The sequence below is a fragment of the Sphingobium lactosutens genome (assembly GCF_013393185.1).
Classification (GTDB): Bacteria; Pseudomonadota; Alphaproteobacteria; order Sphingomonadales; family Sphingomonadaceae; genus Sphingobium; species Sphingobium lactosutens_A.
The window spans coordinates 76,232-99,882 of the sequence record NZ_QJQX01000083.1 but is presented as its reverse complement, the minus strand read 5'-3'; the positions used below and the strand labels follow the sequence as shown (position 1 = coordinate 99,882).

Below are 23,651 nucleotides of genomic sequence, written 5' to 3'. Positions count from 1 at the left end.
CAGACAGGGAGAGGCCCAATGCAGACAAAATATCAGCCGATCGCGCGTGATGCCATGGCCTATGTGCTGGCGGGGGGACGCGGCAGTCGACTTGCGGAACTGACCGACCGCCGGGCCAAGCCAGCGGTCCATTTCGGCGGCAAGGCGCGGATCATCGACTTTGCGCTCTCCAACGCGCTCAACAGCGGCATCCGTCGCATTGGGGTTGCTACGCAGTACAAGGCCCACTCGCTGATCCGGCACTTGCAGCGCGGCTGGAATTTCCTGCGCCCCGAACGTAACGAGAGTTTCGACATCCTGCCCGCGAGCCAGCGTATCTCTGAAAGCCAATGGTATGAGGGCACGGCCGACGCGGTGTTCCAGAATATCGACATCATCGAAAGCTATGCGCCCGAATATATGGTCATCCTGGCGGGCGACCATGTCTACAAGATGGACTATGAGCTGATGCTCCAGCAGCATGTCGACAGTGGTGCGGACGTCACCGTCGGCTGTCTGGAAGTGCCGCGCAAGGAAGCCGTCGGCTTTGGCGTCATGCATGTCGACGAACAGGACATCATCACCGACTTCGTAGAAAAACCCAAGAACCCGCCCGCCATTCCCGGCCAGCCCGATATGGCGCTGGCGTCGATGGGCATCTACGTCTTCCGCACCCGCTTCCTGATCGAACAATTGCTGCGCGACGCGGACGAGAAGGACAGCAAGCGCGATTTCGGCGGCGATATCATCCCCTACATCGTCAAGCATGGCAAAGCCGTGGCGCATCGCTTTTCGAGCAGCTGCGTGCGTGCGGAAAGCGAACTGGTGCCCTATTGGCGGGACGTCGGCACGATCGATGCCTATTGGCAGGCCAATATCGACCTGACCGACGTGGTGCCGTCGCTCGATCTTTACGACCGCAGCTGGCCGCTCTGGACCTATTCGGAAGTCACGCCGCCCGCCAAGTTCGTCCATAATGAGGATGGCCGGCGCGGCTCGGCCACTTCTTCGCTGGTGGCGGGCGGCTGCATCGTGTCGGGTTCCTCGCTGCATCGCAGCCTGCTCTTTTCGGGGGTGCGAACGCACAGCTTCTCGTCCGTCACGGAAAGCATCATCATGCCCGACTGCGAGATCGGGCGCGGGGCGCGGCTGCACAAATGCGTGGTGGATTCGGGGATCATCATTCCCTCAGGCCTCATTATCGGCGAAAATCCCGAATATGACGCGCAGCGTTTCCGCCGGACCGACAGCGGCGTGTGCCTCGTCACCCAGACGATGCTCGACCGGCTGGCGGCCTAAGCGCAAGGATGACGATGAAGCTTCTGTCGGTTGCCTCCGAAATCTATCCGCTGATCAAGACCGGTGGGCTGGCCGACGTGGTCGGCGCGCTGCCCGGCGCGCTGGTGGAGGAAGGGATATCGAGCCGGACGCTGGTGCCCGGCTATCCATCCGTCCTGTCGCGGCTGGGCAAGGCGAAGGCGGTGCGTCGCTATGACGATCTGTTCGGCGTCCCCGCAGCTGTCCTTTCCGCCAAGGTCGAGGGGCTGGACCTGCTGGTGCTGGACGCGCCGGCCTTTTTCGCGCGCGAAGGTGGCCCCTATGGCGATCATGGCGGCAATGACTGGGGTGACAATTGGCGCCGTTTCGCGGCCCTGTCGCGCGTCGGGGCGGACATTGCCGAAGGCACGCTAAAAGGGTGGCGGCCCGATATCGTCCATGTCCATGACTGGCAGGCGGCGATGACGGCCGCCTACATGCGTTTCGGTCCGGCTGCGGCGGTGCCCAAGGTCGTGACCATCCATAATCTCGCCTTTCAGGGGCGGTTCGGCGCGGATGTCTTCGCGGGCCTGGGTTTGCCACCGGAAGCGTGGGGCGTCGATGGCGTCGAATATTATGGCGGGATCGGCTATTTGAAGGCGGGCCTCGTGTCCGCCGACGCGATCACGACGGTCAGCCCGACCTATGCGCAGGAAATCCGTTCGCCCGTCCATGGCATGGGACTGGACGGCCTGATCAACGGACGTGTCGAACGGCTACATGGTATCTTGAACGGGGTCGACACCGATATCTGGAACCCGTCGGCCGATCCGCTGATCGCCAAGCCCTATGGCGCGCGCACTCTGTCAGGGCGTACCGCCAACCGCCGCGCGCTGGAAAAGAAGTTCGGGCTGGACCGGGATGATGGACCAATCTTCATCATCGTCAGCCGCCTGACCTGGCAGAAGGGCATGGACCTGATGATCGCGGCGATCGACCATCTGGTCGGGCTGGGGGCGAAGCTTGCCTTGCTGGGATCGGGGGATCATCCGCTGGAGGGCGCGTTCCTGGGTGCGGCCGATCGGCATCGCGGCCGGGTGGGCGTCCAGATCGGCTATGACGAACCGCTGTCGCACCTGATGCAGGCGGGCGGCGACGCGATCCTGATCCCCTCGCGCTTCGAGCCGTGCGGCCTGACCCAGCTTTACGGGCTGCGCTATGGTTGCCTGCCGGTGGTGGCGCGGGTCGGTGGACTGGCCGACACGGTGATCGACGCCAATGAGGCGGCGGTGAGCGCTGGCGTAGCGACGGGAGTCATGTTCGCCGCGTCCGATCCGCTGGCGCTGCATGGCGCGATCGCGCGGGTGGTGGAACTGCATCGAGACAGGGCCGTGTGGCAGGCGATGCAGCGCGCGGCGATGCGGTCCGACGTGTCCTGGCATCATAGCGCGACCCGCTACGCCGCGCTTTATCGCGCGCTGCTCGCAGAGGCGGCGTGAGCGACGGGCCGGGCGCACCGCTGCTTACCGGCGCGGGCGCCCGTTTTTCGGTCTGGGCACCCGATGCGGAACGGCTCTGGCTCTGCCTGTTCGATGAGGCGGAACGGGAAACGCGCTTGCCGATGCAGCGGGACGCCGACGGGCTTTGGCAGGTTGAGGCAGGCGGCGTCGGTGCAGGCGTGCGCTACGGCTATCGCGCCGATGGCCCATATGATCCCGACGCGGGCCTCTGGTTCGATCCCGGCAAGCTGTTGCTCGATCCCTACGCCACTGCGATCGATCGGGCCTTTGCCTATGATCCTGCCTTGGCCGCGCCGCGCGGGCAGGGCGGCGATACCGCGCCTCTGATGCCCAGGGGGGTGGTCGAAGCGCCGCTGCCTCCGCTGGCAGTCCAGCCGCTTCGCTTCACGCCCGGTGGCCTGATCTACGAACTCCATGTGCGTGGCTTCACCAAACTGCATCCCGACGTGCCGGAGGCGCAGCGCGGCACTATCGCCGCGCTCGCCCATCCGGCGGTCATCGCGCATTTGCAGGCGCTGCATGTGTCGGCCGTGGAGGTGATGCCGATCAACGCGTGGATCGACGAGCGGCATCTGGGGCCGCTGGGGCTGACCAATTATTGGGGCTATAATCCGGTCAACTGGTTCGCGATCGATCCACGGCTGGCGCCGGGTGGCATGGCCGAACTGCGCGCGACGGTGGCGGCGCTGCATGAAGCGGGGATCGGCGTCATCCTTGACATGGTCTATAATCATGATGGCGAAAGCGACCGGCTGGGGCCGACCCTGTCCCTGCGCGGTCTCGATGCGCGGGGCTATTTCCGGCATGAGGCCGACGGGCGGCTGATCAACGATACCGGCACCGGCAACAGCATCGCCTGCAACGCACCGGTCGTGCGGCGGCTGATCCTCGATTCGCTCAGATATTTCGTGACGCAGGCGGGCGTGGACGGGTTTCGCTTCGATCTTGGCCCGGCGCTGGGTCGGATGCCGCATGGTTTCGATTCGCGTGCGCCCCTGCTGGAGGAAATGCGCGCCGATCCGATTCTCGCCGACCGGGTGATGATCGCCGAGCCATGGGATATCGGTCCGGGCGGCTATCAGCTTGGGCGGTTCGGCGACGGCTGGCTCGAATGGAACGACCGCTATCGCGATGATGTGCGTCGTTTCTGGCGCGGCGATGCCGGAACGCTGGGCGCGCTTGCGACGCGGCTGGCCGGATCGTCGGATATTTTCGATGGCACGGCGACCCGGACCGTCAACTTTCTCGCCGCGCATGACGGCTTTACCCTCGCTGATCTCACCGCCTATGAAACGCGGCACAATGAAGCCAATGGCGAGCAGAATCGCGACGGCCATGGCGAGAATTTCAGCTGGAACAATGGCGCCGAGGGGCCGAGCGACGATCCGGCGATTGCAGCGGCGCGGCGGCGGGACGTGAAGGCTCTGCTCGCCACGCTCTTCCTGTCGCGCGGGACGATCATGCTGACCGCCGGCGACGAGTTCGGCCGCAGCCAGCAGGGCAACAATAACGCCTATGCGCAGGACAATGTAATCGGCTGGATCGACTGGGCGGCGCGCGACGGGGAATTGGAGGCGCATGCCTTCGCGCTGGCGGCGCTACGGACAGGAACGCCCGCATTGCGCGATGTCGCCTTGCTGACCGATGCGGATGTGGACTGGCTGGATGAGGCAGGCCAGTCGTTGACGGTGGCTCAGTGGGAAGACCCGCATCGTCGCCGGCTGGTGCTGCTTTATCGTGCGACCGGCCTCGCCATCTGCATCAACGGCAGTATTGAGGACTGCGCCTTCCACCTGTCGGACGGCGCCGTCACGGTCGCCGCCCGCAGCATAGCGGTCAGTCCACCGGCACGCTGAACAGGTCCGGCCGTCGCAGCCGTAACGCCATGAGCAATATCGCCAGCTTGCCGTCGGCCAGTTCCTTGCGTGCCATCATCGTCCAGAGCGCGTCGAGCGACAATTCGTAGACGGTAATATTCTCCTGCTCGTCGGGATGGCCGCCGCCTTCCTCGATCCTGTCCTCTTCGCGATATTCGGCGAGATAATAGTCGATCTTCTCGGTGACGACGCTGGGGATGCTCCAGATCTGGCCGACATGGGTGAGGTCGCCCAGCCGCACGCCAGCCTCCTCCAGCGCCTCGCGCCGGGTGCAGCTTTCCGCATCCTCGTCGATCAGCCCGGCGATCGCCTCCATCATGTCGGGCAGGCCCGCCTGGGTTACGGGCGCGCGCGGCATCGAGACGGTGAGCGCGACGCGTCGTGCAGGATCATAGGGCAGTACCGAGATGGCTGGACGCATCTCCACGATATGACGCTCAAATTCATCGCCGCTGTCGGCCTGGACATGCGCCATGCGCAGGTTCAGCCAGTCTTCATAGATAAGATGGGTCGATAGGATTTTCGTCATGGGCACTCCCCGTGAATATGCCTGAAGGTTAGGGCAGTCGGCTGCAAACGCCAAGGCGGCGGCTGAATTGCTCCCAATGGCAATGGGATGGAAGGGCATGATTGACCTGCCTTGCGGGAGGGAAATGCAGGCATCGATCCTCCTGGTCACTCGGACAAGGCCATGACATTTGGAGACTGCCGCCATGACCCAAAGGGTTAGGGCACTCATCGTCCAAAAGGCCATTGTCGGCCAACATCCTCATTTCCTTGACGCTGCATCGGATAGTTCGATCGGAATCACGACAGGCGGTAGCAAGGCGGCGGGCCGGTGGGAGGACATGTCGGCGAAATCGAACCGGATTTCGTTGCGCCGGAGCATTGGCATGGCCTGCAAACGCTCCCTTTAATCCGCCCAGCATACTCCGCTTGAGCGACGCGGTAACTCCTCTGCCCAAATCGCTTCTCACCCAACCTCGCTTACTGTCGTGACGAGACGGATGACGTCTAGGGCAGGGAGCATCATCATGAAAATCGTGCTGTTGGCCGGCGGATTGGGATCGCGCCTGGCGGAAGAAACGGTTCACGTTCCCAAGCCGATGGTCGAGGTCGGCGGCAAGCCGATCATCCTGCATGTCATGGATATCTACGCCCAGCATGGCTTCACCGACTTCGTCGTGGCGTGCGGCTACAAGATGATGTTGATGAAGAAGTTCTTCCATGACCTTCATTTCATGAACAACGACTTCACCGTTCAGGTCGGCAACGGCCATATCGACTTGAAGCAATGTCGGTCGGTCGACTGGAACATTTCGGTGGTCGATACAGGTGAACTGACCATGACGGGCGGACGCCTGTTGCGACTGCGCGAATGGTTGGAAAACGACACGTTCATGGTGACTTATTCCGATGGCGTCGGCGATGTGGACATCGGGAAGGCGCTGGAATTCCACCGCTCCCATGGCGGACTGGCGACCGTGACGGCGGTGCAGCCGCCGGCGCGCTTCGGCAATCTGGAACTGGATGGCGGCCGCGTCGTGGAGTTCACCGAGAAGGTCCGCAAGCATGAGACCTGGATCAACGGCGGCTTCTTCATCTTCGAACCGGGCGTGCTCGATTATCTGAGTGGCGACGAAGAGCCGCTGGAGCAGGCGCCGCTGGCGCGGCTTGCGGCCGATGGCGAGCTGTTCGCGTACAAGCATACCGGCTTCTGGCATCCGATGGACACGATCCGCGATCGCGATCATCTGAACCAGCTATGTGCAGCCGCCTCTCCGCCGTGGCTTCCGACCAAAGCACGGCCCGTCGCTACCGCATATGAAAGGGCAAGCGCTGATGCCTGATCAGCGGTTCGACGAAGAGCGGCTGAGCCGCGCGCTGGCAGGTCGCCGCATACTCTTGACCGGGCATACCGGGTTCAAGGGCGGCTGGCTGGCGTTGTGGCTCCGGCGGCTGGGCGCCGACACTACCGCGGTCGCACTACCCCCGTGCGACCGCGGACCCAGCTTGTTCAAGGCGATCGGCGTCGATGGCCTGGTGGATCATCGTCTATGCGATATTCGCGATGAGGCTGCCTTTGCGAAGACGGTCGAGGATGTCGACGCCGATCTCGTCATTCATATGGCCGCCCAGGCGCTGGTGCGGCCATCCTATGTTTCCCCGATCGAGACGTTCCAGACCAATGTAGTCGGGACGGCGGTCGTTCTCGACGCCGCCCGCCGCTTTCGTTCGCTCAAGGGCGTGATCGTCGTGACGAGCGACAAATGCTATGACAATCAGGGCTGGTCCTGGGGTTATCGCGAAGCCGATCGGCTGGGTGGCAGCGATCCCTATAGCGCGTCCAAGGGGTGCGCCGAACTGGTGGTCGAAGCCTATCGCCGGTCCTTCTTCGGGGAGGCGGACAGCCCGGTGCTGGCATCGGTGCGGGCAGGGAATGTCTTTGGCGGCGGCGACTGGAGCGTCGATCGGCTGGTGCCCGACATCATCCGCGCCGTGGAAGCCGGCAAGCCGGTGCAGGTCCGCAATCCCGCCAGCGTGCGGCCCTGGCAGCATGTGCTGGAACCGCTTGCCGGTTATCTGATGCTGGCGGCGCGACTGATCGAGGGGGATCGCAGCGTTGGCGGCGCGTGGAATTTCGGTCCCGATGCGGAGGCGACCGTGGATGTCGCGACGCTGGCCGGGATGGTGGAAAGCGCCTGGGGACGGGGCGCTCCAAGCTTCGTTTTCGGCGATCCGGGGCAGTCCCCGCCCGAGGCGGCGATCCTTCGGCTCGACAGCGGCAAGGCGCGCGAACAGCTTGGCTGGCGACCGCGCCTCAGCCTGGCGGATGCCGTCGCCATGACGGTCGAATGGTACCGGGCTGCGCTTTCTGCGCGATGCGACCTGCGCCTCCTCAGCGAGCGGCAGATTGCCCGCTACGTGCTGGGCGTGCGCCCTGCCGCATTGCCGCAATTCGATCCGGTCTTTCGGGAGGTCGCCGCATGCGCGTGAACTATGGCCAGAGCGTCCATGGACAAGAGGAGATCGACGCGGTCGTTTCCGTCCTGCGCGGATCGACCCAGATGGGCGCCCATGTTCGCGAGATGGAGGCACGGGTTGCCGCGCTCTTTGCAAAGCGGCACGGGATCATGGTCAATTCCGGCTCCTCGGCCAATTACCTTGCGATCGAGCTGCTCCGCCTGCCGGCCGGCAGCGAGGTCATCACGCCCGCGCTGACCTTTGCCACGACGGTAGCGCCGATCGTTCGCCATGGTCTGGTACCGGCCTTCGTCGATGTGCGGGAAGGTACCTATAATATCGATGAGGATCTTCTCGAGTCGATGATCAGCTCGCGCACGCGGGCAATGATGATCCCGTCGCTGATCGGGAACCTGCCGGACTGGGACCGGCTTCGCGAAATTGCCGAATGGCATAATCTCATCCTGGTCGAGGACAGCGCGGATACGCTCGGTGCGACATTGCGCGGGCGGCCGACCGGCTTGCGATCGCACATCAGCACCACCAGCTTCTACGGCTCCCATGTCATCAACGCAGCCGGTAATGGCGGCATGTTGTGCGTAAATGACGAGGCATGGGATCGCCGCGCCCTGCTGCTGCGGTCCTGGGGGCGTTCATCGTCGATCTTCGTCGATTCGGAAGCGATAGAGCGCCGCTTCGACGTCACGCTGGGCGACATTCCCTATGATGCCAAATTCCTGTTCGAGGAACTGGGCTATAATATGGAGCCTTCCGAAATGGGTGCGGCTTTCGGCCTGGTCCAGCTCGACAAGCTGGATACGAACATCAGCCTGCGGGAATATAATTTCGCCCGGCACCTGAGTTTCTTCTCGCAATATGAGGACTGGTTCATCCTGCCGCGCCAGTTGCCCGAAGCCCGTACGGGCTGGCTCGCCTTCCCGCTGACGGTTCGTCCGAACGCGCCTTTCAGCCGGCGCGATCTGCAAATCTGGCTGGAGCAGGCCGACATCCAGACGCGTGTCGTCTTTACCGGCAATATCTTGCGGCAACCGGCCATGGCGCAGATCAGGACGCATGTCGGGGATGATGGCTATCCGGTCGCCGATGCGGTCACGCGCGGGGGCATATTGATCGCCTGCCATCACGGGCTGAGCGACGCCCAGATCGACCATATCCACGATCGTTTCCGCGAGTTTGCGGACCATCACGCGGCGCCGACATGGCACGCGGCCTGACACGTCGTCAAAAGGGAGAATTTAATGGAACGTCTTCAGCATTGTCGCGCCTGCCTGGCGCCCAATCCCTATCTTTTTCTGCCGATGGGACAGCATCCGCCGGCCAACATGTTCGTTCGGCCGGAGGAGCATGGCGATAGCCAGCCTGCCTTTTCGCTCAACACCGAAGTCTGCCTGAACTGCGGGCTGATCGAGATCGCCGACCAGATTCCGGCCGACTTCTTTCGCCACTATCTCTACGTCCCGTCGAGCGCGACGACGATGCACCATCATTTCGACAAGCTGGCGGACGTCTTGGGAGAGGCGGCCGATGGCGGCCTGGTTGTGGACATCGGCTGCAATGACGGACTGTTGCTGACGGCCTGCAAGGCACGTGGCCAGCGCACGCTGGGAATAGACCCCGCCGCCAATCTGGCGGACATCGCCGAAGAACGGGGCGTGCAGGTGCATGTCGCCTATTTCGATCCCGACACGGCGCTGGAGGTGCGCGACGCCCATGGCCCGGCACAGGTGATCGTCACGACCAATACCTTCAACCACATTGGCGACCTCCATAATTTCATGGAGGGCGTGACCCGGTTGCTGGCCGACGATGGTCATTTTGTCGTCGAAGTGCCCTGGGCGAAGGAGTTGCTGGAACGCAATGAATTCGACACGGTCTATCAGGAGCATGTGTCCGAATTCAGCCTGTTGTCGTTGCAGAAGCTGGGCGCCTTCTTCGATCTGGAACTGGTGGATGTGCATCGCCTGCCGATCCATGGCGGGTCGATGCGCGTCTTCTTCCGTCCAAAGGGCCTCGCCGTACCAAGCGAGGAAGTGCACACCATGCTGCGCGAGGAGCGCGAAGCGGGCATGCTGGAGCCGGAAACCTATCAGCATTTCGCTGCCCGGATCGAGGCGATTCGCATCCAGTTGCTCGACATGCTGAGCGAACTCAAGGCGGATGGCATGAAGATCGCCGGCTATGGCGCACCGGCGAAGGGCAATACGCTGCTCAACTATTTCGGCATCGGGCCGAACGAGCTGGATTTTCTGGTCGACCGGAATCCCCTGAAACAGGGACTTTTTTCGCCGGGCATGAAAATTCCCGTGCGGTCGCCCGAGGCGATCGAGTCGGAAAGTCCCGACATATTGATGGTGCTGGCCTGGAATTTCTTCGACGAAATCCGCGAACAGCAATCCGACTTCGTGGCACGGGGTGGCCGGTTCCTAGTGCCGTTGCCGCAGCCCATGCTCGTCAGCTGATTGCAGGGACGTAAAATATGGCTGAACATGTGCTCGTAACCGGAGGCGGAGGCTTTATCGGCTCCTACCTTGCCGCCGAGCATATAGCCGCGGGCGACGAGGTGCATATCCTCGTTCGCCCGCGGCACCAGCTCAGGTCGGAAAGGATGTTGAACGGCGCCGTCGTACATCGCGTCGAACTATCCGACGCCGTTGCGGTGGAACAGTGCCTGAAGCAGGTGCGACCGACCATTCTCTATCATCTTGCGACCGACACAGGGCGCAACGCCCGGATGTCGTCTTCATGTGAATGGCCTTCGCTGACTGGCGATCTCCATAATCTCCTCATATTATTGTCCGCCGCATCGCGGATCGATAGATTGCGCGTCCTGGTTCGCACCGGCTCCCTCGCTGAATATGGGAGTGCCATCGGCCGCCAGTCTGAAGATGCACGCGAGGAACCGCGAAATTCCTATACGCTGGCGCTAACGGCAGGCGCCCATTATGTCTCAGCAATTCAGCCGCAATTGCATTTTCCGGTGCTGACGGCGCGATTGGCGCTGACCTATGGTATCGGCCAATCGGAGGCGTTTTTGCTACCATGGCTGATGCGGCGCTGCCTGAATGGCGAGGTCAGCGAACTGCGATCCCCCGACAGCATGCGCGATATGCTGGCCGTGCAGGATTGCGTTGCGGGACTGCGCGTGCTTGCCGCTAGCAGCCTTTCCGGCGGGACGATCGTCAATCTCTGTACGGGACGCCTGCTGAGCGTGCGTGCCATGGCCGACATCGTCGCCGCCGCCACGTCGACCTCGACGACGCTGATCCAATATCCAGCGGATGCGCGCATGCCATCGCAGCCAGATGTGGTCGGAGGAGACCCCAGCCGCGCGACGGAATTGCTGGGTTGGACTGCAACGACAATCTTCGAGGAGGGCGTAAGATGCATGGTCGAGCAGATGCGGGCGCAGGTCGCAGCGTGACCGATATGACACTGGTCTCCGTGGTCGTTCCGGCCTTCAACGAGGAAGCGACCGTAGAGCGCGCCTATCGGGAGATTGCGGCTGTGTTTGATACGCTGCCGGGCCATGCGCTCGAACTGATCTTCACCGACAATCATTCGACCGACGCGACCTTCCCGAAGCTCAAGGCCATCGCTGCGGCGGACCCGCGCGTGCGCGTGGTGCGTTTTTCGCGTAATAATGGCTATCAGCGATCTCTGCTGGTCGCCTATCAGCGTGCCCGGGGGGATTGTGCGATCCAGATCGACTGCGATCTCCAGGACCCGCCTCGACTGATCCCGCAAATGCTGGACATGTGGCGACAGGGCCACCAGGTCGTCTATGGCGTGCGCCGCAAGTTGCCCGACGGGCCAGTGGTCGCCAGCCTGCGGCGTGGTTTTTATGCGGGTCTCAACGCGCTGAGCGAGGACGAACTGCCGGTCAACGCAGGTGAGTTCCGGCTGGTGGACGCCTGTGTCCTGGCGGAGCTGCGCAAGGTGGATGACGCAACGCCCTATCTGCGTGGCCTGATCAGCGCGATGGGCTTCTCTCAGGTCGGCTTTCCCTACGACCGGGAAGCGCGGCAGGCGGGTGAGAGCAAATTCCCGTTCAGCAAGATGGTTAGCCTGGCGCTCGATGGCCTGCTCAACCATTCGCTCGTTCCGTTGCGTATCGCATCAATGACCGGGCTGGCGGTCGGCACCTGCACTTTCGTGCTGACGCTTGGCTATCTTGCCGGGCGGCTGGTGTTTGGCCAACAATGGCCGGCGGGCTTTGCGACCACCACGATGCTGATCTTGATGGGCATTACGCTCAACGCCATTTTCCTTGGCATCATCGGCGAATATCTCGGACGTATATTCCTTCAGGTGAAGGGATCGATCGCGCCGATCGTGGAGACAGAACTCAACTGCGCTGCGCCTCCCGCAACAATAGAAAATGGCGCCTTTCCTCATCCGGGCCGACGTCGCGATCGGCGTATGCAGGCCTGATCATCTGGGAAGATAGAGGCGAACCGCCTCCCCATTTTCCGTTTTCTTCAGTGACATGGGAATTGCACGATAGCCTTTCGCCTGCGCGAAGCGGTCGAGTGCTGCGTCCGCATTGCCTTCGATACCTGTCAGGATCGCTGCGGGCGGCCGGCTGTTCAGCAGGACGGGGATATCGTCGGCCGTCACGAAGTGCGCGAAATAGCGGCGCTGATCTTCACGGACCCACGGAGCCGCGCGATAGACGAACGGCCCCAGCGCGAAATGCGGATAGATGGGTATTCCACCTTCCAGGGCATGGAGCGGGGACAGCGTTGCAATCGGCCGGCCTGCGAACCGGCTTTCGCGCACGATGGCGGCGATGGCGGCACCGTCGCGCGCAACCCGCAGGCCGGTCCAGCCGGCCGGCTTGGCCAGACCTGTAAGCGAAGGCAGCAGCAGCGGCGCGCCGGTGATGACGGTGAGCAGCAGGACGGCCGCCATGAGCGGTTGCGCGAGCCTGCGACCCTCCTGATCGAAGGTGCCGAACAACAGCCCCGCCAATATGGCGAGGAAGGGCAGCGCGGGCGTGAAATATTGTGGAAAGGACGGCGTCGGAACGAAAGCGAGCAGCGCGCCCAGTGCGCAAATGGCCGCCACCAGCATGACCGGCCAGCGCATGAAGGCGGACCGTCGGGTAATCGCGATCGCGACGAAGGACAGCAGGGTGACGATCATCAGCATCGTGACGCCGGACAGCCAAAGCCGGTGCGCCAGCAGCAGCTTGTCCGCCATGCCGATCACCTTGGGATCGGCCGGGTCGCTATGCGCCGCCCAATAGCCGAGCTGCGGTCCACGCTGAAAATCGATGACATGGACGATGAAGCCCCTGATGTCGCTCATGGCATAGAGGATCGTCGGCAGCCCCCCGATCACGCCGCCGACCAGCATCGGCAGGGCGATCCGCCGCAGCCTCTCCGCCAGGGGCATGGCTGGCGGCGCCAGCAGCGCCGCCAGCCCGACCGGCATCACCAGCAGGGCATAGTTGATCTTGAAGCCGGCGGCGACGGCAAGCAGGAAGCCGCTCGCCAGAGCAAGCATCGATGACATTTGCTCTGCATCGGCAGCGCGCAGAAACAGATAGAGGCCGAACAGGGCGAAGGGTATGGGCAGGAAATTGTTGGTCGCCGCCATGCCCGTCGCATTGAGGAACATGGGGTTGAGCAGCAGGAAACCGACCATCAGCCCGCCGACCAGCATGCTGCGCGCATAGTCGCGCGCGATCATCAGCAAGGCGGTGATCGTCGCGATCCAGGACGCAAAGACGATCAGGCGGCCGACCAGGAGATAATGGCCGTCGCCCAGCACAGCGAATGCACCCGAGAAGAGCAGCGCGACATTCGGCAAATGGCTGAAGCCCAGATCGGGATAGAGCGAATATCGATCGAGCAGCACGCCCGCGGACACGTAGAATTGCTCATCATGCTGGAGGGGATAGGTCATGATCCGCCCGAACAAGGCGAGCAGGCACAGTATGAGCGCCGCGACAGCGCCGTGCACGACGTGGCGACCGATGTGGGTCCGTTCGCTTTCCCCCGGAACTTCAATGCGTGAACGAATGTCGATTGCCGTCATGTCTGTCATCCCGCCGTTCGACAATCTGAATAACCCAGACCGGCAGGGGGGAGGCTGTGGGCAGGAGAGGTACCTCCATGGTCCTCACCATCATCCTGCGCAGCAATGCTAGACCCGCTGTAGGCGCGGCCAGCCAGGTCGGCGCCGCAAGGGAGGCCTTACCGCCGTGCATTGCGCCAGTTCCTTCTTTTCCGTCGCTCCGGATCGTATCAGCGCGCGCGATGAGGCGCGCTTCTTCGGGCTGCTCAAGACCGCGAACAATACGTTCAAGCGAACAGAACCGTCGCGCCTGACGGCGATCGATGCGGCGCTGATCGAAACGCTGGCACGGTATGATAGCCCAATTCACGCGGTGCTGGATCTGGGCATTTCATCCGGGGTCACGACGCTCGAACTGCTGGAGAGGCTCCGTGCGACCGGGCATGAGGTGCAGATGACCGGCACGGACCGGTCGGTGCGGGCGCGGCTCGTCCCGCTTCCCTTTGGCTGCCAAGCGCTGGTCGAACCCAATGGTCATGTTTTGCAGTATGAGGTGATGGGGCGCGCCGTGCGTCCATGGGCGCGACGGCTGGATCGCTGGACGGGCATGCACCTCGTCCGCAAGCTGGTGGAGGGGCAGTTGCGCAAGCCCGCCATTGCCCAGGCGGTGGCCGGGCAGGGAACAGAGGTTGCGCTCATCAGCCCGCGGTTGCGGGAGAATCATGCCTTCCAGTGGCTGGAGGACGATATCACGCGGCGGAGCGCCGCCCTGATCGGCCGTTTCGATCTTGTGCGGGCTGCCAATCTGCTGAACCGCCATTATTTCGAGCCGGAGGTGCTGCGCCGGGCCGTCGGCAATGCGATCGCCTATATGAGTGGGCCGGGCGCATGGTTGCTGGTCGTGCGGACGCATGGCGCGGCGGATCATCGCGGAACGCTGTTTCAGATGCAGGAAAATGGCATGCTGGCGATCATGGATCGCTATGGTTCGGGATCGGAGGTCGAGGATCTTGTGATGGAGCTGAGTAGCGGCTGACCGGCATCGCGGCGCTCGCCATGACGGTTCAGATCAATATAAGGTTATTCGCGTTTAGCGCATCGTCTGCCCGGCAAGCCGCATCTCGTGGGCGTAATTGAGGAATTCCTCGAAATTGGTCCAGCCATTGCCGTCCTTGTCTTCCCATGCGTCGTTGCGCTTCGGGTCGAGGCCGTGGCGGAGTTCCCACTCGTCCGACATGCCGTCTTCATCCTTGTCCGCATAGGGGGCACCTTCGCGCAGATAGGGCAGCACGCGATTGTCCCGGCCGATCGCGCCGGTTCGCGTTTCCACTTCCTGCACGACCCGGCTGTCCACGGCGTCGCGGGGGAAGGTTCCCGCGCCGGCGAGAACGCGCCCATAGGCCTGGCGCGCGCTCATGACCTGGCCTTCGATCGGACAGACAGGCGTCTTTACCATCGCCTCTTCGGCGATCGGCGCGATGGTGACACGGTCTCCGTCGATGACATTGCCAGTCTGGTAGATCTGCGCCTTGCCGGTCGAACCGACGAGAGGGCGGTCGATCGCATAGGAGCGTCCCGCCGTGCTCGGTCCCTGCTTGTAATAATTGCCCACGATGTTCACGCGGGCGCCGCCATAGCTTTCCCAGACCTCCGTGAACTGCGAGCTGGCATTGTACATCACATTGTTGAGCACATCGACGCAGGAGCCGGGCGGCACATTGACGTCGGGGTTGCGATCGCCATTGTGCGCGCAGAGATTGCGGATGAAACTCAGCCGTTGCGGTCCCCTGGGGTCACTGGATAGCAGAGCGCATTTGTCGTGGCGCGGGACGCCTTCGGCAAAGATCGACCAGGAAATGGTGATGGCGTCATTTTGCGCATAGCCGCCTACATTTTCGTCCAGCGCCCAGGAGGAACTGACATGGTCGAGGATGACATTGTCGCTGTTTTCAATGATGAAACCGCTGTTGGAACCCCGCTGTTCGCCGCGCCGATCGGTTCGCACGCGAATGTGGCGGACGACGACGTCATGCGTATTCTTGATGACCAGCGGCGTGAAGGCTGTCTTGCCGCCTGCATGGGTCAATAATATACCGTCGCCCGGAGCCGTCTCTCCGGCGATGGTCAGATAGGGATGCCGGATGATCGGGCGTTCGCGCATATAGCGGATGACGCCCGCCACGCGGAATACGCACACGCGCGGTCCTTCCGCATCGATGCAGGCGCGCAGCGAGCCGTCGCCATCGTCCGCCAGGGTTGTCACGGGAATGATCCGCCCGTCCCTGCCGCCGCGGGCGAAGCGGCCATAGCCTTCCGCGCCGGGAAAGCTGGTCCGCTTGTCGGGCTCGACGGGCTGAAGCGGGCGGACGACGAAGGGCTTGGCAGGCTCTTCCCGGCAGGCGGCGGTCATGCTGCAGGAGGCGATGGCCACGGTAAGGGCAAGGAGAGGAACCCCGGCCAGACCTGCGAGGCTGGACCGGGAGACGGACGGATTACGAACATGGATTGTCATGGTGGATTTTTCCATCCCGATTCAAAATCTTGTGCGAACACCCGCTTGGAAACGCGCGCGGGAAAATTCCCTCAGGGGGTCGTCGGAGGACCGGTTTGAATAGTCGACGCCCGTGAAGAACGAGAGCCTGCGACTGATGAGATACTCGACTTCCGCACCCACCGTGATGGTGTTCAACTTGTCGGAGCCGACGCCGCGATATCGCGTCCTGGTCCATCCGGCACGACCGTAGAGAAGGAGGTTGTGGCGAACCTCCTGCTGCAAATTCCAGGCGATGCGTGTATCGGTGCGGCCGGTCGATCCGATCCGTGCGGTCGCCACGTCGCCGCGAAAGAATTGCGCCGTCATCATCGTGCGCGGACGCGGGGTCCAGGTGATGTCGCCGTTGAAGCCAAGGCCGGAATAGGAAGCGATCTGCTTGTCATCCGGATCGAAGCGGAAAATGCCGGCGCCCAGCCGGCCGGTGAGGCGCCCGCTGATCTCCCGGCTGACGCCGGCCAGGACGCCATAGGTCGACGCATCGCGGTTGAAGCCGCTGACGTCGACGGCAGTGCGGAAGTTGCGGCGATTGATATAGGCTTCGGTGAACAGGGCGACGGGCGCGGCCGGCCGCCATGTGACGCGCGCCGATCCGCGGAACATGGTGAAATCGCGATCCCCCTCATTCGGATCGAGATAGTCTGATTTCTGGACGCCTCCCGTCAGGTCGAGGCCAATCCGGCTACCGCGGAAACCATAATTCACCTCCCCGGCAAAAATGTCGATCTTGCGCGGGCGCAGCAGAATGCTGGCGCGTGCTTCGGGATCGGCGCGGCTTTCGATCGCGCGGTCATACCGTATTTCGGTCGACAGATTATGTGCCTTGCCGGGGTTCAATTGTGCCGACAGCGCTCCGCCGAAGCTGGTCGCGTTTTCCCGCGTCGTGTCGACGAAACGGCGTGCTTCGGCATAGGCTTCGCCATGGATTTGCGTGTTGGCGCCGCGCAGATCGATCTGGACCTTGGGTTCGGCATAGATCGCCACATCGTCGCTCGCATCCCGCGACGTCGCATAGACGTTGGTGTCATAGAGCGCGGACATGTCGAGGTCGATCCGGACTTCCGTCGGTCCCACGCGTATCGGTTGTCGGTCATAGCCTGGACGCGGCAGATCGCGTGGAGAGGCGCCCCGACGCGCATCCTGGGCATAGCCGGCGCTGGCGCCGAATAGGGTGATGATCGCCAGCGATGGCGCCCAGAGGGCCGCCAGCGCTGCGCCGCCTGCCACGGCGGATCGAAAGCTCGTCACGGCGCGCGCTCAGAACCAGGCTTCGGGGATGGTGATAGTGTCGCCGGGCAGCACTGGCGAGTCCGGATCGAGCTTTGCCTTGCCCCGCTGTCGGTTGACGGCCGCCATCTGCTTGTTGGCGCGGAAAGTATAGCCGCCCGCTATGGAGACTGCGGTCAGCAGCGTCATACCGGGCACATAGTCATATTGGCCGGGCTTCTGCACTTCGCCCAATATGTAGAAGGGACGATATTTGTCGACCTGCACGCTGACATTGGCATTGGGAGCAAGATCCTTGGCGCGCAGCAGGGCCGCAAGCGACGCTTCCAGCTCCGGCGCGGACTTGCCCGCGACTTCGACAGTGCTCAGCATGGGCAACGAAATGGTTCCGGCGTCGCTCACCAGATAGCTGCCGGCCATCATGTCGAACCCATAGACCGCAATCTTAACGGAATCCCCGGGTCCGAGCGTATAGTGATCCGTCGCGGCGGCGTTGGCGACAGGAAGGTTGGAATAGGCATTCGTGCAGCCCGCAACGGGCAGCGCGATCAAGCCGATCAGCATATTGCGGCGATTCACGGCAGTTCCCCCAGCTTTAGTCGATTCCATGGACCTGATGCTAGCCTGTCTGTCCTGTCCGTTGGTGTACGCATCTGAGGCAGGATGGTCCTCAAAAGGACTGACCCTTCCGGGAGCTGGAACTATCCCGAAGGATTAGGGCGATGCGCGCAAAAGTGGGAACCGGCTTGGGCAAGGCATGCCCGTGTGCGACAGGGTGCAGCGATATCATTCCATCGACGCGGCGACGACCGGCTTGCCCGGTCCCGGTCGCGTGATTGCGATGCCGATCGCCAGGACCAGCGGCACCACCCAGCTGCGCGAGTACATATGGGGCGATGCATTGGAAAAGACGACGAAGGGCACGAACACGGCCACGACGAGCGCGGCTGCCGAGCGGTCGAAGGCAAAGCGGCGCATGGCCACCCCGAGCGGCACGAACAGGATGAGCAGCCAGCCGATCAGAGAGATGATGCCGCCTTCGGCCCATACGAGCAGATACATGTTGTGGACGGGCGCTTTCGATACGCTGACGACCCGAAACTGGTCCACGCCCAGCCCGACCAGGGTCGTTTCGCCGACCATGCCCCAGGCTTCATGGATAAGCTCCATCCGGCCGGTGAAGGTGCCCGCCTGATTGAGGTCGCCTTGTTCCAGAGCATTGGCAACACGGTTCTGGAATGCCGAGGGCAGGGCAACCCCGGTTGAAAGTGCGGCGCTTGCCAGCGAGATAATGATGACGAGCGTACCCGCCGACCTCTTGCCCCAGTCGAGCAGCAGGAAGATCAATGCACCAAGGGCCGTGCTGGTGAATCCGGAGAATGAGCCGGACAATAGCAAGCCCGAGCATAGCGCGCCGAGCGCGCCGAAGGTGAAGATCCAGTTCAACCGCCCGACCCGCGCCAGATAGAGGACGAACGGCACCGTCATGGCGATCATTGCCGCATTCCAGTTGGCATCGGCCATGAAGGCGCCGAGTCGATGCGTGCCGGTTATGAATTCGAAGCTGAAGCGCTTCGCTTGTTCGTACGATCCGTCGGTTACATGATAGACGATCGTGCCGAACAGCTCCATCGCGGTAACGCCTGCCACCAGCGCGGTGGCGAAGCCGAGCAGAGAGGCGCGGTGTTCGCGCAGCAGCAGGGACGGCAGCACGGCAAAGGCAAAGCCATATTGCCCTGCAACGATGATCCAGCGAAGCGCGTCGCCATTGACGATGCTGCCCATGAAGAACCCGAACAGCAGCGCCGCGATACCCGAAAGCCAGACGACCCACCATTCGCCGAGCGGGCAGATCGCGACACCGCGCCCGGCCAGGAGAAGAACGGCGGCGATGCAGAAGAGGGCATCGCTGAGCGTGAACAGATAGGATGGCTCGATCCGCCAGGTGATGTAGGGGACCAGGAACACCGCCAGCATCAGCACCGGTTCTGCCAAGCGAAGCATGGCATAATGATAGGGCGTCCGGTCCTGGTCCTCCGTCGCCCAGGCCGGCTCGAAGATGGCGTTGCCCTGAGCCATCAGGCCGCCATCGCCGGCACGGTCCAGCCGGGCAGGTCGCGGCCCAGGATGCGGGCCAGATCCTCGATATCCTGCTGATAGAAATCGAACAGATAGCGTCGAACATCGTCGGGAAGAGGCGGGTAGCGAACCGGCCGCGCAATCAGGTTCCGCGCCCCTTCGAACATGGGGTTGCCGCGCAGGGGGGCGACCAGCCGCTTGATCGGCGATGGCAGCCTGCGCAGGGCCAGCGGGACAAGCGGCGATGCGCCGTCATTCACGCGGGCTTCGATGTGCGCGGCGTCGGGGCTTTTTGGCAGGCCGAGCGTTTGCAACACATCGGCCGTTACGCCGGCTGGATCGTGCTTGATGTCCTCGTGCAGGATGATCTTCAACTGCTCGGCCGGGAAATGGTCTAGGAAACGCCGGATATGCTGGCCATAAAGGCCGTCGTCCAGGAAGCGTGGTTCGCTCGCCGTTGCCCGGTGGAGATGGCGAGCAACGTCGCCATCGACCGTCCCCCGGCGGAACAACATGCAATAATCGGAATAGGCCCGTTCGACCGGATTGCGCAATTGCGCGATCAACTGGACCGCGGGCAGCAGCACGGCGATCCGGGCCGGCGCTTGCGGGTGGGCGAGATAGTCTGCCGATTTTTCCGCCACCAGCTGATGTGGTCGGGCGTCCGCGAAAAGCGACCGATACCAGCCTTCGCCCTGATCGAAATCGCGGCTGAAATAATGCGGCTCCGGTCCGGGCATGAAGACGTCGGGCCTGGTGCGAAGCTGCCGGGCGATCCAGGTCGTAGCGGCTTTGGCGGCGCCGATCACGATCAGGCGCGGAAGGGGCGCTGCATTCATTTGTCTCGTCACTCTTCAGGCTGTGGCGTTGGCGATCACCGACGCGACGATCATGCCCATCCGCTCGACCGTTCCGGCATCAAGCGTCGGATCGACGGGCAGCATCAGGCTGGTTTCGCCCAGCCTCCAGGAAACGGGCAGCCGGTTCAATGGCGCGGACGGACTACCGACAAAGGCTTGTTCCCGATAGATTTCGGGGCAACTGCCGGCGCCACAGGGTACGCCGGCGACGATGCATTCACCGATGATGCGGTCCCGGTTCCATCCCCGTGCCAGCAATTCCGGCCGCACGAAGGCATAATATTTATAGTAGGCATGTCGCACGTCGGCGGGCGGTACGGTCAACCGGACGGCAGGCAGCGGCGCCAGAGCGGCATCCAGAATATGGGCATTGCGCTGGCGGGTTTCCACCCAGCCGGCCAGCTTGCCGAGCTGGCACAAACCTAGCGTCGCCTGCATTTCGGTCGCGCGATAATTGCTGCCCAGACTGGCGTGCAGCCAGCGGAATGTCCCCGGGGCGCCATTCTGGTCCACCGGCTCGGGCAGCTTGCCATGGTCCTTATAGGCCCATGCCCGTTCCCAGACCTTCTTGTCGTGCAATATCAGCATGCCGCCTTCGCCACCGGTCGAGATGATCTTGTCGGTGCAGAAGGAAAAGGCGGCGGCATCGCCGAGGGACCCGACGGGATCGCCATCATGCACCGCGCCATGGGCCTGAGCGCAATCCTCGATCACGTACAGGCCCATGGCGCGGGCGAGCACCATGATTTCGTGCATGGGTGCGGGCCATCCGGCGAGATGGACCACAATCACCGCCTTGGTGCGGGATGTGATCGCCTGCGCGACGGTGCAGGCGTTGAGCGCCTGCGAGTCCGGGTCGACATCGGCGAAGATGGGGATCGCGCCGATCGCCGCGACGCAGCTTGCCGAGGCCATGAAACTGCGCGCGGGAACGATGACCTCGTCCCCCGGGCCAACACCCAGCGCACGCAGTGCAAGTTCCAGCGCAAGCGTCCCGTTCGCGACGGAGATAGCATGCGGTGCGCGGCACAGATCGGCAAAAGCGCGTTCGAAGGCACGGGTCTGGTCGCCATGATGGAGCGCGTTGACCCGGCCGCTGCGCAGCACGGCTGCGACAGCGGTGATTTCGTCCTCAGCATAGACCGGCCAGCGTGACCGGATCGGGTCGCCCGCGTGGTTGGACACGGGGGCCGTCAATGGCGCGAGATCGTCAAAGCGGACCGTGGCGGCGGTCGTCAGGGCGGGTTCAATTGGCGTGAACATGGGCAGCACCATTTGTACGGCTCGTCACCGGGACATAGCCCTGGACAAGTGTGGCCTTGCGGTTGAGCAGATCCTTGGCGATGAAGCGGCAGGCGTCATCGTCCGAATCGTTGCTGGCTTCCTGAAGTATGTCGAATGCCTCGGTCAGGACCTGGAGCGGGATCGGGCGGGGTTCTGCTTCGAACACGCCCGGGATCGACGATGGCAGTCGCTCCTCCTCGATGTCGAACAGTTCCTCGAACAGCTTCTCGCCCGGTCTAAGGCCGACGATCTCGATCCCGACATCGATATCCGGGTCGAGGCCCGCGAGCCGGATCATGCGGCGCGCGATTTCGATGATCCGGATCGGTTCGCCCATGTCGAGCACGAAGATGCGGCCGTGGCGCACCCCGTCGCGCAGGCCGCGCGAAGCGCTCTGGAGGATGAGTTGCACGGCTTCGTGCACCGTCATGAAGAAACGCTCGATCTCCGCATGGGTAACGGTGAGCGGGCCGCCATGGCTCAACTGCCGCTGGAACAGCGGGATGAGCGAGCCGCTCGATCCCAGCACGTTGCCGAAGCGGACGGTGATGAAACGCGGCGCATCGGGATCGTTTCGCCCCTCCAGGTCGAGCGCCTGGCAATAAAGTTCGCCCAATCTCTTGGTGACACCCATGAAGCCGACCGGATTGACCGCCTTGTCGGTGGACACCTGGACCATGGCACGGGCGCCATAGCGGCGTGCCGCATCGGCCACGTTGCGCGTGCCCAGCACATTGGTCTGGATGCCCGCGACCGGATGCGTTTCAACCAGAGGCACATGTTTCAGTGCGGCGGCGTGGAAGACCAGTTCGGGGCGCTGCTCGGCAAAGACCTGCATCAGCTGGTTGCGCTGGCGGATCGAGCAGAGGACCGGCGTCCGGGCGATCTGCGGATGATTTTCCCGCATCTCCAAGTCGACATCGTAGAGATTGAACTCATTTGCGTCGAGCAGGACCATATGGGCGGGGGAGAAGGCGGCAATCTGGCGCGCCAGTTCGCGGCCGATGGTCCCGCCCGCACCGGTAATCAGGACCCGTCGCCCTTCGATCATGTCGGCGACGGCGCGGCCGTCGAGCGGTGCCTGCGGTCGACCCAGAAGATCGGCCAGGTTGAGGAAGCGGAAGTCGAGCTTGATCCCCTTCTCCGGAGAAAAGCCAGTGAAGCCGGGTCGATAGGCGATGTCGAGGTCGAGCATCTGGGCCTGAGCGACCAGATCGACCATCGCCATTCCCTGAAGACGCTCCACCGCGCCGGCGAAAATGAGGCATGTGGGTCGCTTGTCGTCCGCGCTCAGCCTTCCCACGATCTGGGCCAGGTCGGTTGGCCGACCGACGATGGGTATGCCGCGCAGCCAGGCGCCGACATGCTTGCCGGTTTCTTCCAGAATACCCACCGGGCGGAAACTGGCATGGGATTCCTGCTCCAGTTGGCGCAGCAGCTGTTCGATGTCGTCGCTGGACCCGAACAACAGGGCAGGGCGTCCGACGTCGAGCGGATCGTCTGCGAGAGCAGGAGGATGGAAGCGGCCGGCGAAATATTCGCCGACCATGCGCCGCGTCATCCGTGCGCCGCCCATCAACACGACGAGGATCAGCCACTGGATGACCGGGATCGACCGTGGCAGCCACCACTCGCCACCGATGGCGAGGAGCAGCCCCGAAAAGATGCCGATCGCGACGGTCGCCGCCTTCATCACCACGAAAATGTCCCCTGTCGACGCATAGCGCCAGACTCTCCGATGCAGCCGCATCAGGGCGAAGGTCGCCACGGCGACGGCGACGAAAAGGGGAAGCGCCAGCCTGTGGTCCGAAAGGAAGGTATCCGCGCGTATGGAACCAACCCGCAGGCTGATGGCGAAGATGAAGGAAAGACCGGCGATCAGGCCGTCAATCGCGTAGATCAACAATGTCCGGCTTGGAGCCGAAAAGCGATATTGAAATGCTGCTGCCATTTTCGGCCCCCTATGCAGTTCGAGTAGTGAACTCAGCGCGACCTCTTCCCGTGGCGACAT

The 23,651-nt window shown here is 63.1% G+C and carries 19 protein-coding genes; 10 read left to right on the top strand and 9 right to left on the bottom strand.

All coding sequences use genetic code 11. The features are described 5' to 3' along the window. Positions 1-18 precede the first annotated feature (18 nt). From glgC to glgX, 3 genes are read left to right on the top strand one after another with little or no spacing between them, the layout of a single operon-like run. Positions 19-1,278 carry a glucose-1-phosphate adenylyltransferase gene (glgC, locus tag DM806_RS24775; RefSeq protein ID WP_179045812.1) on the top strand — a complete coding sequence of 420 codons (1,260 nt, stop codon included), beginning with the start codon at positions 19-21 and terminating at the stop codon, positions 1,276-1,278. 8 nt (positions 1,279-1,286) lie between these two features. After that, the gene (gene glgA, locus DM806_RS24770; protein WP_179045811.1) at positions 1,287-2,735 is read left to right on the top strand and encodes a glycogen synthase GlgA; all 1,449 of its coding nucleotides are present in this window, start codon (positions 1,287-1,289) and stop codon (positions 2,733-2,735) included. Beyond that, entirely contained in the window at positions 2,732-4,612 is a 1,881-nt protein-coding gene (gene glgX, locus DM806_RS24765) for a glycogen debranching protein GlgX (RefSeq protein WP_179045810.1), read from the top strand. Before glgA ends, glgX begins: the two co-directional genes overlap by 4 nt. Here the strand turns inward: glgX and DM806_RS24760 are convergent. After that, on the bottom strand, positions 4,593-5,162 hold the full coding sequence (locus DM806_RS24760; RefSeq protein WP_179045809.1) for an NUDIX domain-containing protein: 570 nt from the start codon (positions 5,160-5,162) through the stop codon (positions 4,593-4,595). The two genes, glgX and DM806_RS24760, sit on opposite strands and share 20 nt — an antisense overlap. Before the next feature lie 505 nt (positions 5,163-5,667). On the opposite strand from DM806_RS24760, the gene rfbF reads away from it, so the two are divergent. From rfbF to DM806_RS24730, 6 genes are read left to right on the top strand one after another with little or no spacing between them, the layout of a single operon-like run. Continuing rightward, on the top strand, positions 5,668-6,483 hold the full coding sequence (rfbF, locus tag DM806_RS24755; RefSeq protein WP_179045808.1) for a glucose-1-phosphate cytidylyltransferase: 816 nt from the start codon (positions 5,668-5,670) through the stop codon (positions 6,481-6,483). Continuing rightward, a complete protein-coding gene (rfbG, locus tag DM806_RS24750; protein WP_179045807.1) occupies positions 6,476-7,630 on the top strand; it encodes a CDP-glucose 4,6-dehydratase in 1,155 nt (384 codons plus the stop codon). Before rfbF ends, rfbG begins: the two co-directional genes overlap by 8 nt. Next, positions 7,621-8,832, top strand: coding sequence for a DegT/DnrJ/EryC1/StrS family aminotransferase (locus DM806_RS24745; protein ID WP_179045806.1), 1,212 nt, complete (start codon positions 7,621-7,623; stop codon positions 8,830-8,832). The genes rfbG and DM806_RS24745 overlap by 10 nt, the downstream gene beginning before the upstream one ends. A 24-nt stretch (positions 8,833-8,856) precedes the next feature. Beyond that, a complete protein-coding gene (locus DM806_RS24740) occupies positions 8,857-10,077 on the top strand; it encodes a class I SAM-dependent methyltransferase (protein ID WP_179045805.1) in 1,221 nt (406 codons plus the stop codon). A gap of 17 nt (positions 10,078-10,094) precedes the next feature. Then, positions 10,095-11,039: an NAD-dependent epimerase/dehydratase family protein gene (locus tag DM806_RS24735; RefSeq protein ID WP_179045804.1), complete on the top strand. Its 945-nt coding sequence runs from the start codon at positions 10,095-10,097 to the stop codon at positions 11,037-11,039. Continuing rightward, positions 11,000-12,049 carry a glycosyltransferase family 2 protein gene (locus DM806_RS24730; protein ID WP_218647645.1) on the top strand — a complete coding sequence of 350 codons (1,050 nt, stop codon included), beginning with the start codon at positions 11,000-11,002 and terminating at the stop codon, positions 12,047-12,049. Before DM806_RS24735 ends, DM806_RS24730 begins: the two co-directional genes overlap by 40 nt. On the opposite strand, the gene DM806_RS24725 is transcribed toward DM806_RS24730, so the two are convergent. Beyond that, positions 12,050-13,660, bottom strand: a complete 1,611-nt coding sequence (locus tag DM806_RS24725; RefSeq protein WP_179045803.1) for a hypothetical protein — start codon at positions 13,658-13,660, stop codon at positions 12,050-12,052. 166 nt (positions 13,661-13,826) lie between these two features. On the opposite strand from DM806_RS24725, the gene DM806_RS24720 reads away from it, so the two are divergent. Then, on the top strand, positions 13,827-14,675 hold the full coding sequence (locus DM806_RS24720) for an ATP-binding protein (protein ID WP_179045802.1): 849 nt from the start codon (positions 13,827-13,829) through the stop codon (positions 14,673-14,675). 54 nt (positions 14,676-14,729) lie between these two features. Here the strand turns inward: DM806_RS24720 and DM806_RS24715 are convergent, their stop codons facing one another. The 7 genes from DM806_RS24715 to DM806_RS24685 form a co-directional block, all read right to left on the bottom strand. Next, complete coding sequence (locus DM806_RS24715) at positions 14,730-16,151, bottom strand: pectate lyase family protein (RefSeq protein ID WP_256869483.1); 1,422 nt, start codon at positions 16,149-16,151, stop codon at positions 14,730-14,732. Between the two features lie 21 nt (positions 16,152-16,172). Continuing rightward, entirely contained in the window at positions 16,173-17,438 is a 1,266-nt protein-coding gene (locus DM806_RS24710; RefSeq protein WP_179045801.1) for an outer membrane beta-barrel protein, read from the bottom strand. A 9-nt stretch (positions 17,439-17,447) separates the two neighbouring features. Further along, positions 17,448-17,996: a polysaccharide biosynthesis/export family protein gene (locus tag DM806_RS24705; protein WP_372859756.1), complete on the bottom strand. Its 549-nt coding sequence runs from the start codon at positions 17,994-17,996 to the stop codon at positions 17,448-17,450. A gap of 207 nt (positions 17,997-18,203) precedes the next feature. Then, positions 18,204-19,496 (bottom strand): O-antigen ligase family protein, encoded by a 1,293-nt coding sequence (locus DM806_RS24700; RefSeq protein ID WP_179045800.1) that lies wholly within the window; start codon positions 19,494-19,496, stop codon positions 18,204-18,206. Next, a complete protein-coding gene (locus tag DM806_RS24695) occupies positions 19,496-20,335 on the bottom strand; it encodes a sulfotransferase family protein (RefSeq protein WP_179045799.1) in 840 nt (279 codons plus the stop codon). Before DM806_RS24695 ends, DM806_RS24700 begins: the two co-directional genes overlap by 1 nt. A 15-nt stretch (positions 20,336-20,350) precedes the next feature. Beyond that, positions 20,351-21,619, bottom strand: coding sequence for a DegT/DnrJ/EryC1/StrS family aminotransferase (locus DM806_RS24690; RefSeq protein WP_179045798.1), 1,269 nt, complete (start codon positions 21,617-21,619; stop codon positions 20,351-20,353). Further along, positions 21,603-23,591 carry a polysaccharide biosynthesis protein gene (locus DM806_RS24685; RefSeq protein ID WP_179045797.1) on the bottom strand — a complete coding sequence of 663 codons (1,989 nt, stop codon included), beginning with the start codon at positions 23,589-23,591 and terminating at the stop codon, positions 21,603-21,605. The genes DM806_RS24690 and DM806_RS24685 overlap by 17 nt, the downstream gene beginning before the upstream one ends. Positions 23,592-23,651: the final 60 nt, after the last annotated feature.

Coding starts and splice junctions, on each gene's coding strand:
- DM806_RS24685 (WP_179045797.1), bottom strand. CDS start 23,591: ATGGCAGCAGCATTTCAATATCGCTTTTCGGCTCCAAGCCGGACATTG.
- DM806_RS24760 (WP_179045809.1), bottom strand. CDS start 5,162: ATGACGAAAATCCTATCGACCCATCTTATCTATGAAGACTGGCTGAAC.
- DM806_RS24740 (WP_179045805.1), top strand. CDS start 8,857: ATGGAACGTCTTCAGCATTGTCGCGCCTGCCTGGCGCCCAATCCCTAT.
- DM806_RS24700 (WP_179045800.1), bottom strand. CDS start 19,496: ATGGCTCAGGGCAACGCCATCTTCGAGCCGGCCTGGGCGACGGAGGAC.
- DM806_RS24695 (WP_179045799.1), bottom strand. CDS start 20,335: ATGAATGCAGCGCCCCTTCCGCGCCTGATCGTGATCGGCGCCGCCAAA.
- rfbG (WP_179045807.1), top strand. CDS start 6,476: ATGCCTGATCAGCGGTTCGACGAAGAGCGGCTGAGCCGCGCGCTGGCA.
- DM806_RS24715 (WP_256869483.1), bottom strand. CDS start 16,151: ATGACAATCCATGTTCGTAATCCGTCCGTCTCCCGGTCCAGCCTCGCA.
- DM806_RS24745 (WP_179045806.1), top strand. CDS start 7,621: ATGCGCGTGAACTATGGCCAGAGCGTCCATGGACAAGAGGAGATCGAC.
- glgA (WP_179045811.1), top strand. CDS start 1,287: ATGACGATGAAGCTTCTGTCGGTTGCCTCCGAAATCTATCCGCTGATC.
- DM806_RS24725 (WP_179045803.1), bottom strand. CDS start 13,660: ATGACGGCAATCGACATTCGTTCACGCATTGAAGTTCCGGGGGAAAGC.
- DM806_RS24735 (WP_179045804.1), top strand. CDS start 10,095: ATGGCTGAACATGTGCTCGTAACCGGAGGCGGAGGCTTTATCGGCTCC.
- DM806_RS24690 (WP_179045798.1), bottom strand. CDS start 21,619: ATGTTCACGCCAATTGAACCCGCCCTGACGACCGCCGCCACGGTCCGC.
- DM806_RS24730 (WP_218647645.1), top strand. CDS start 11,000: ATGCATGGTCGAGCAGATGCGGGCGCAGGTCGCAGCGTGACCGATATG.
- glgC (WP_179045812.1), top strand. CDS start 19: ATGCAGACAAAATATCAGCCGATCGCGCGTGATGCCATGGCCTATGTG.
- rfbF (WP_179045808.1), top strand. CDS start 5,668: ATGAAAATCGTGCTGTTGGCCGGCGGATTGGGATCGCGCCTGGCGGAA.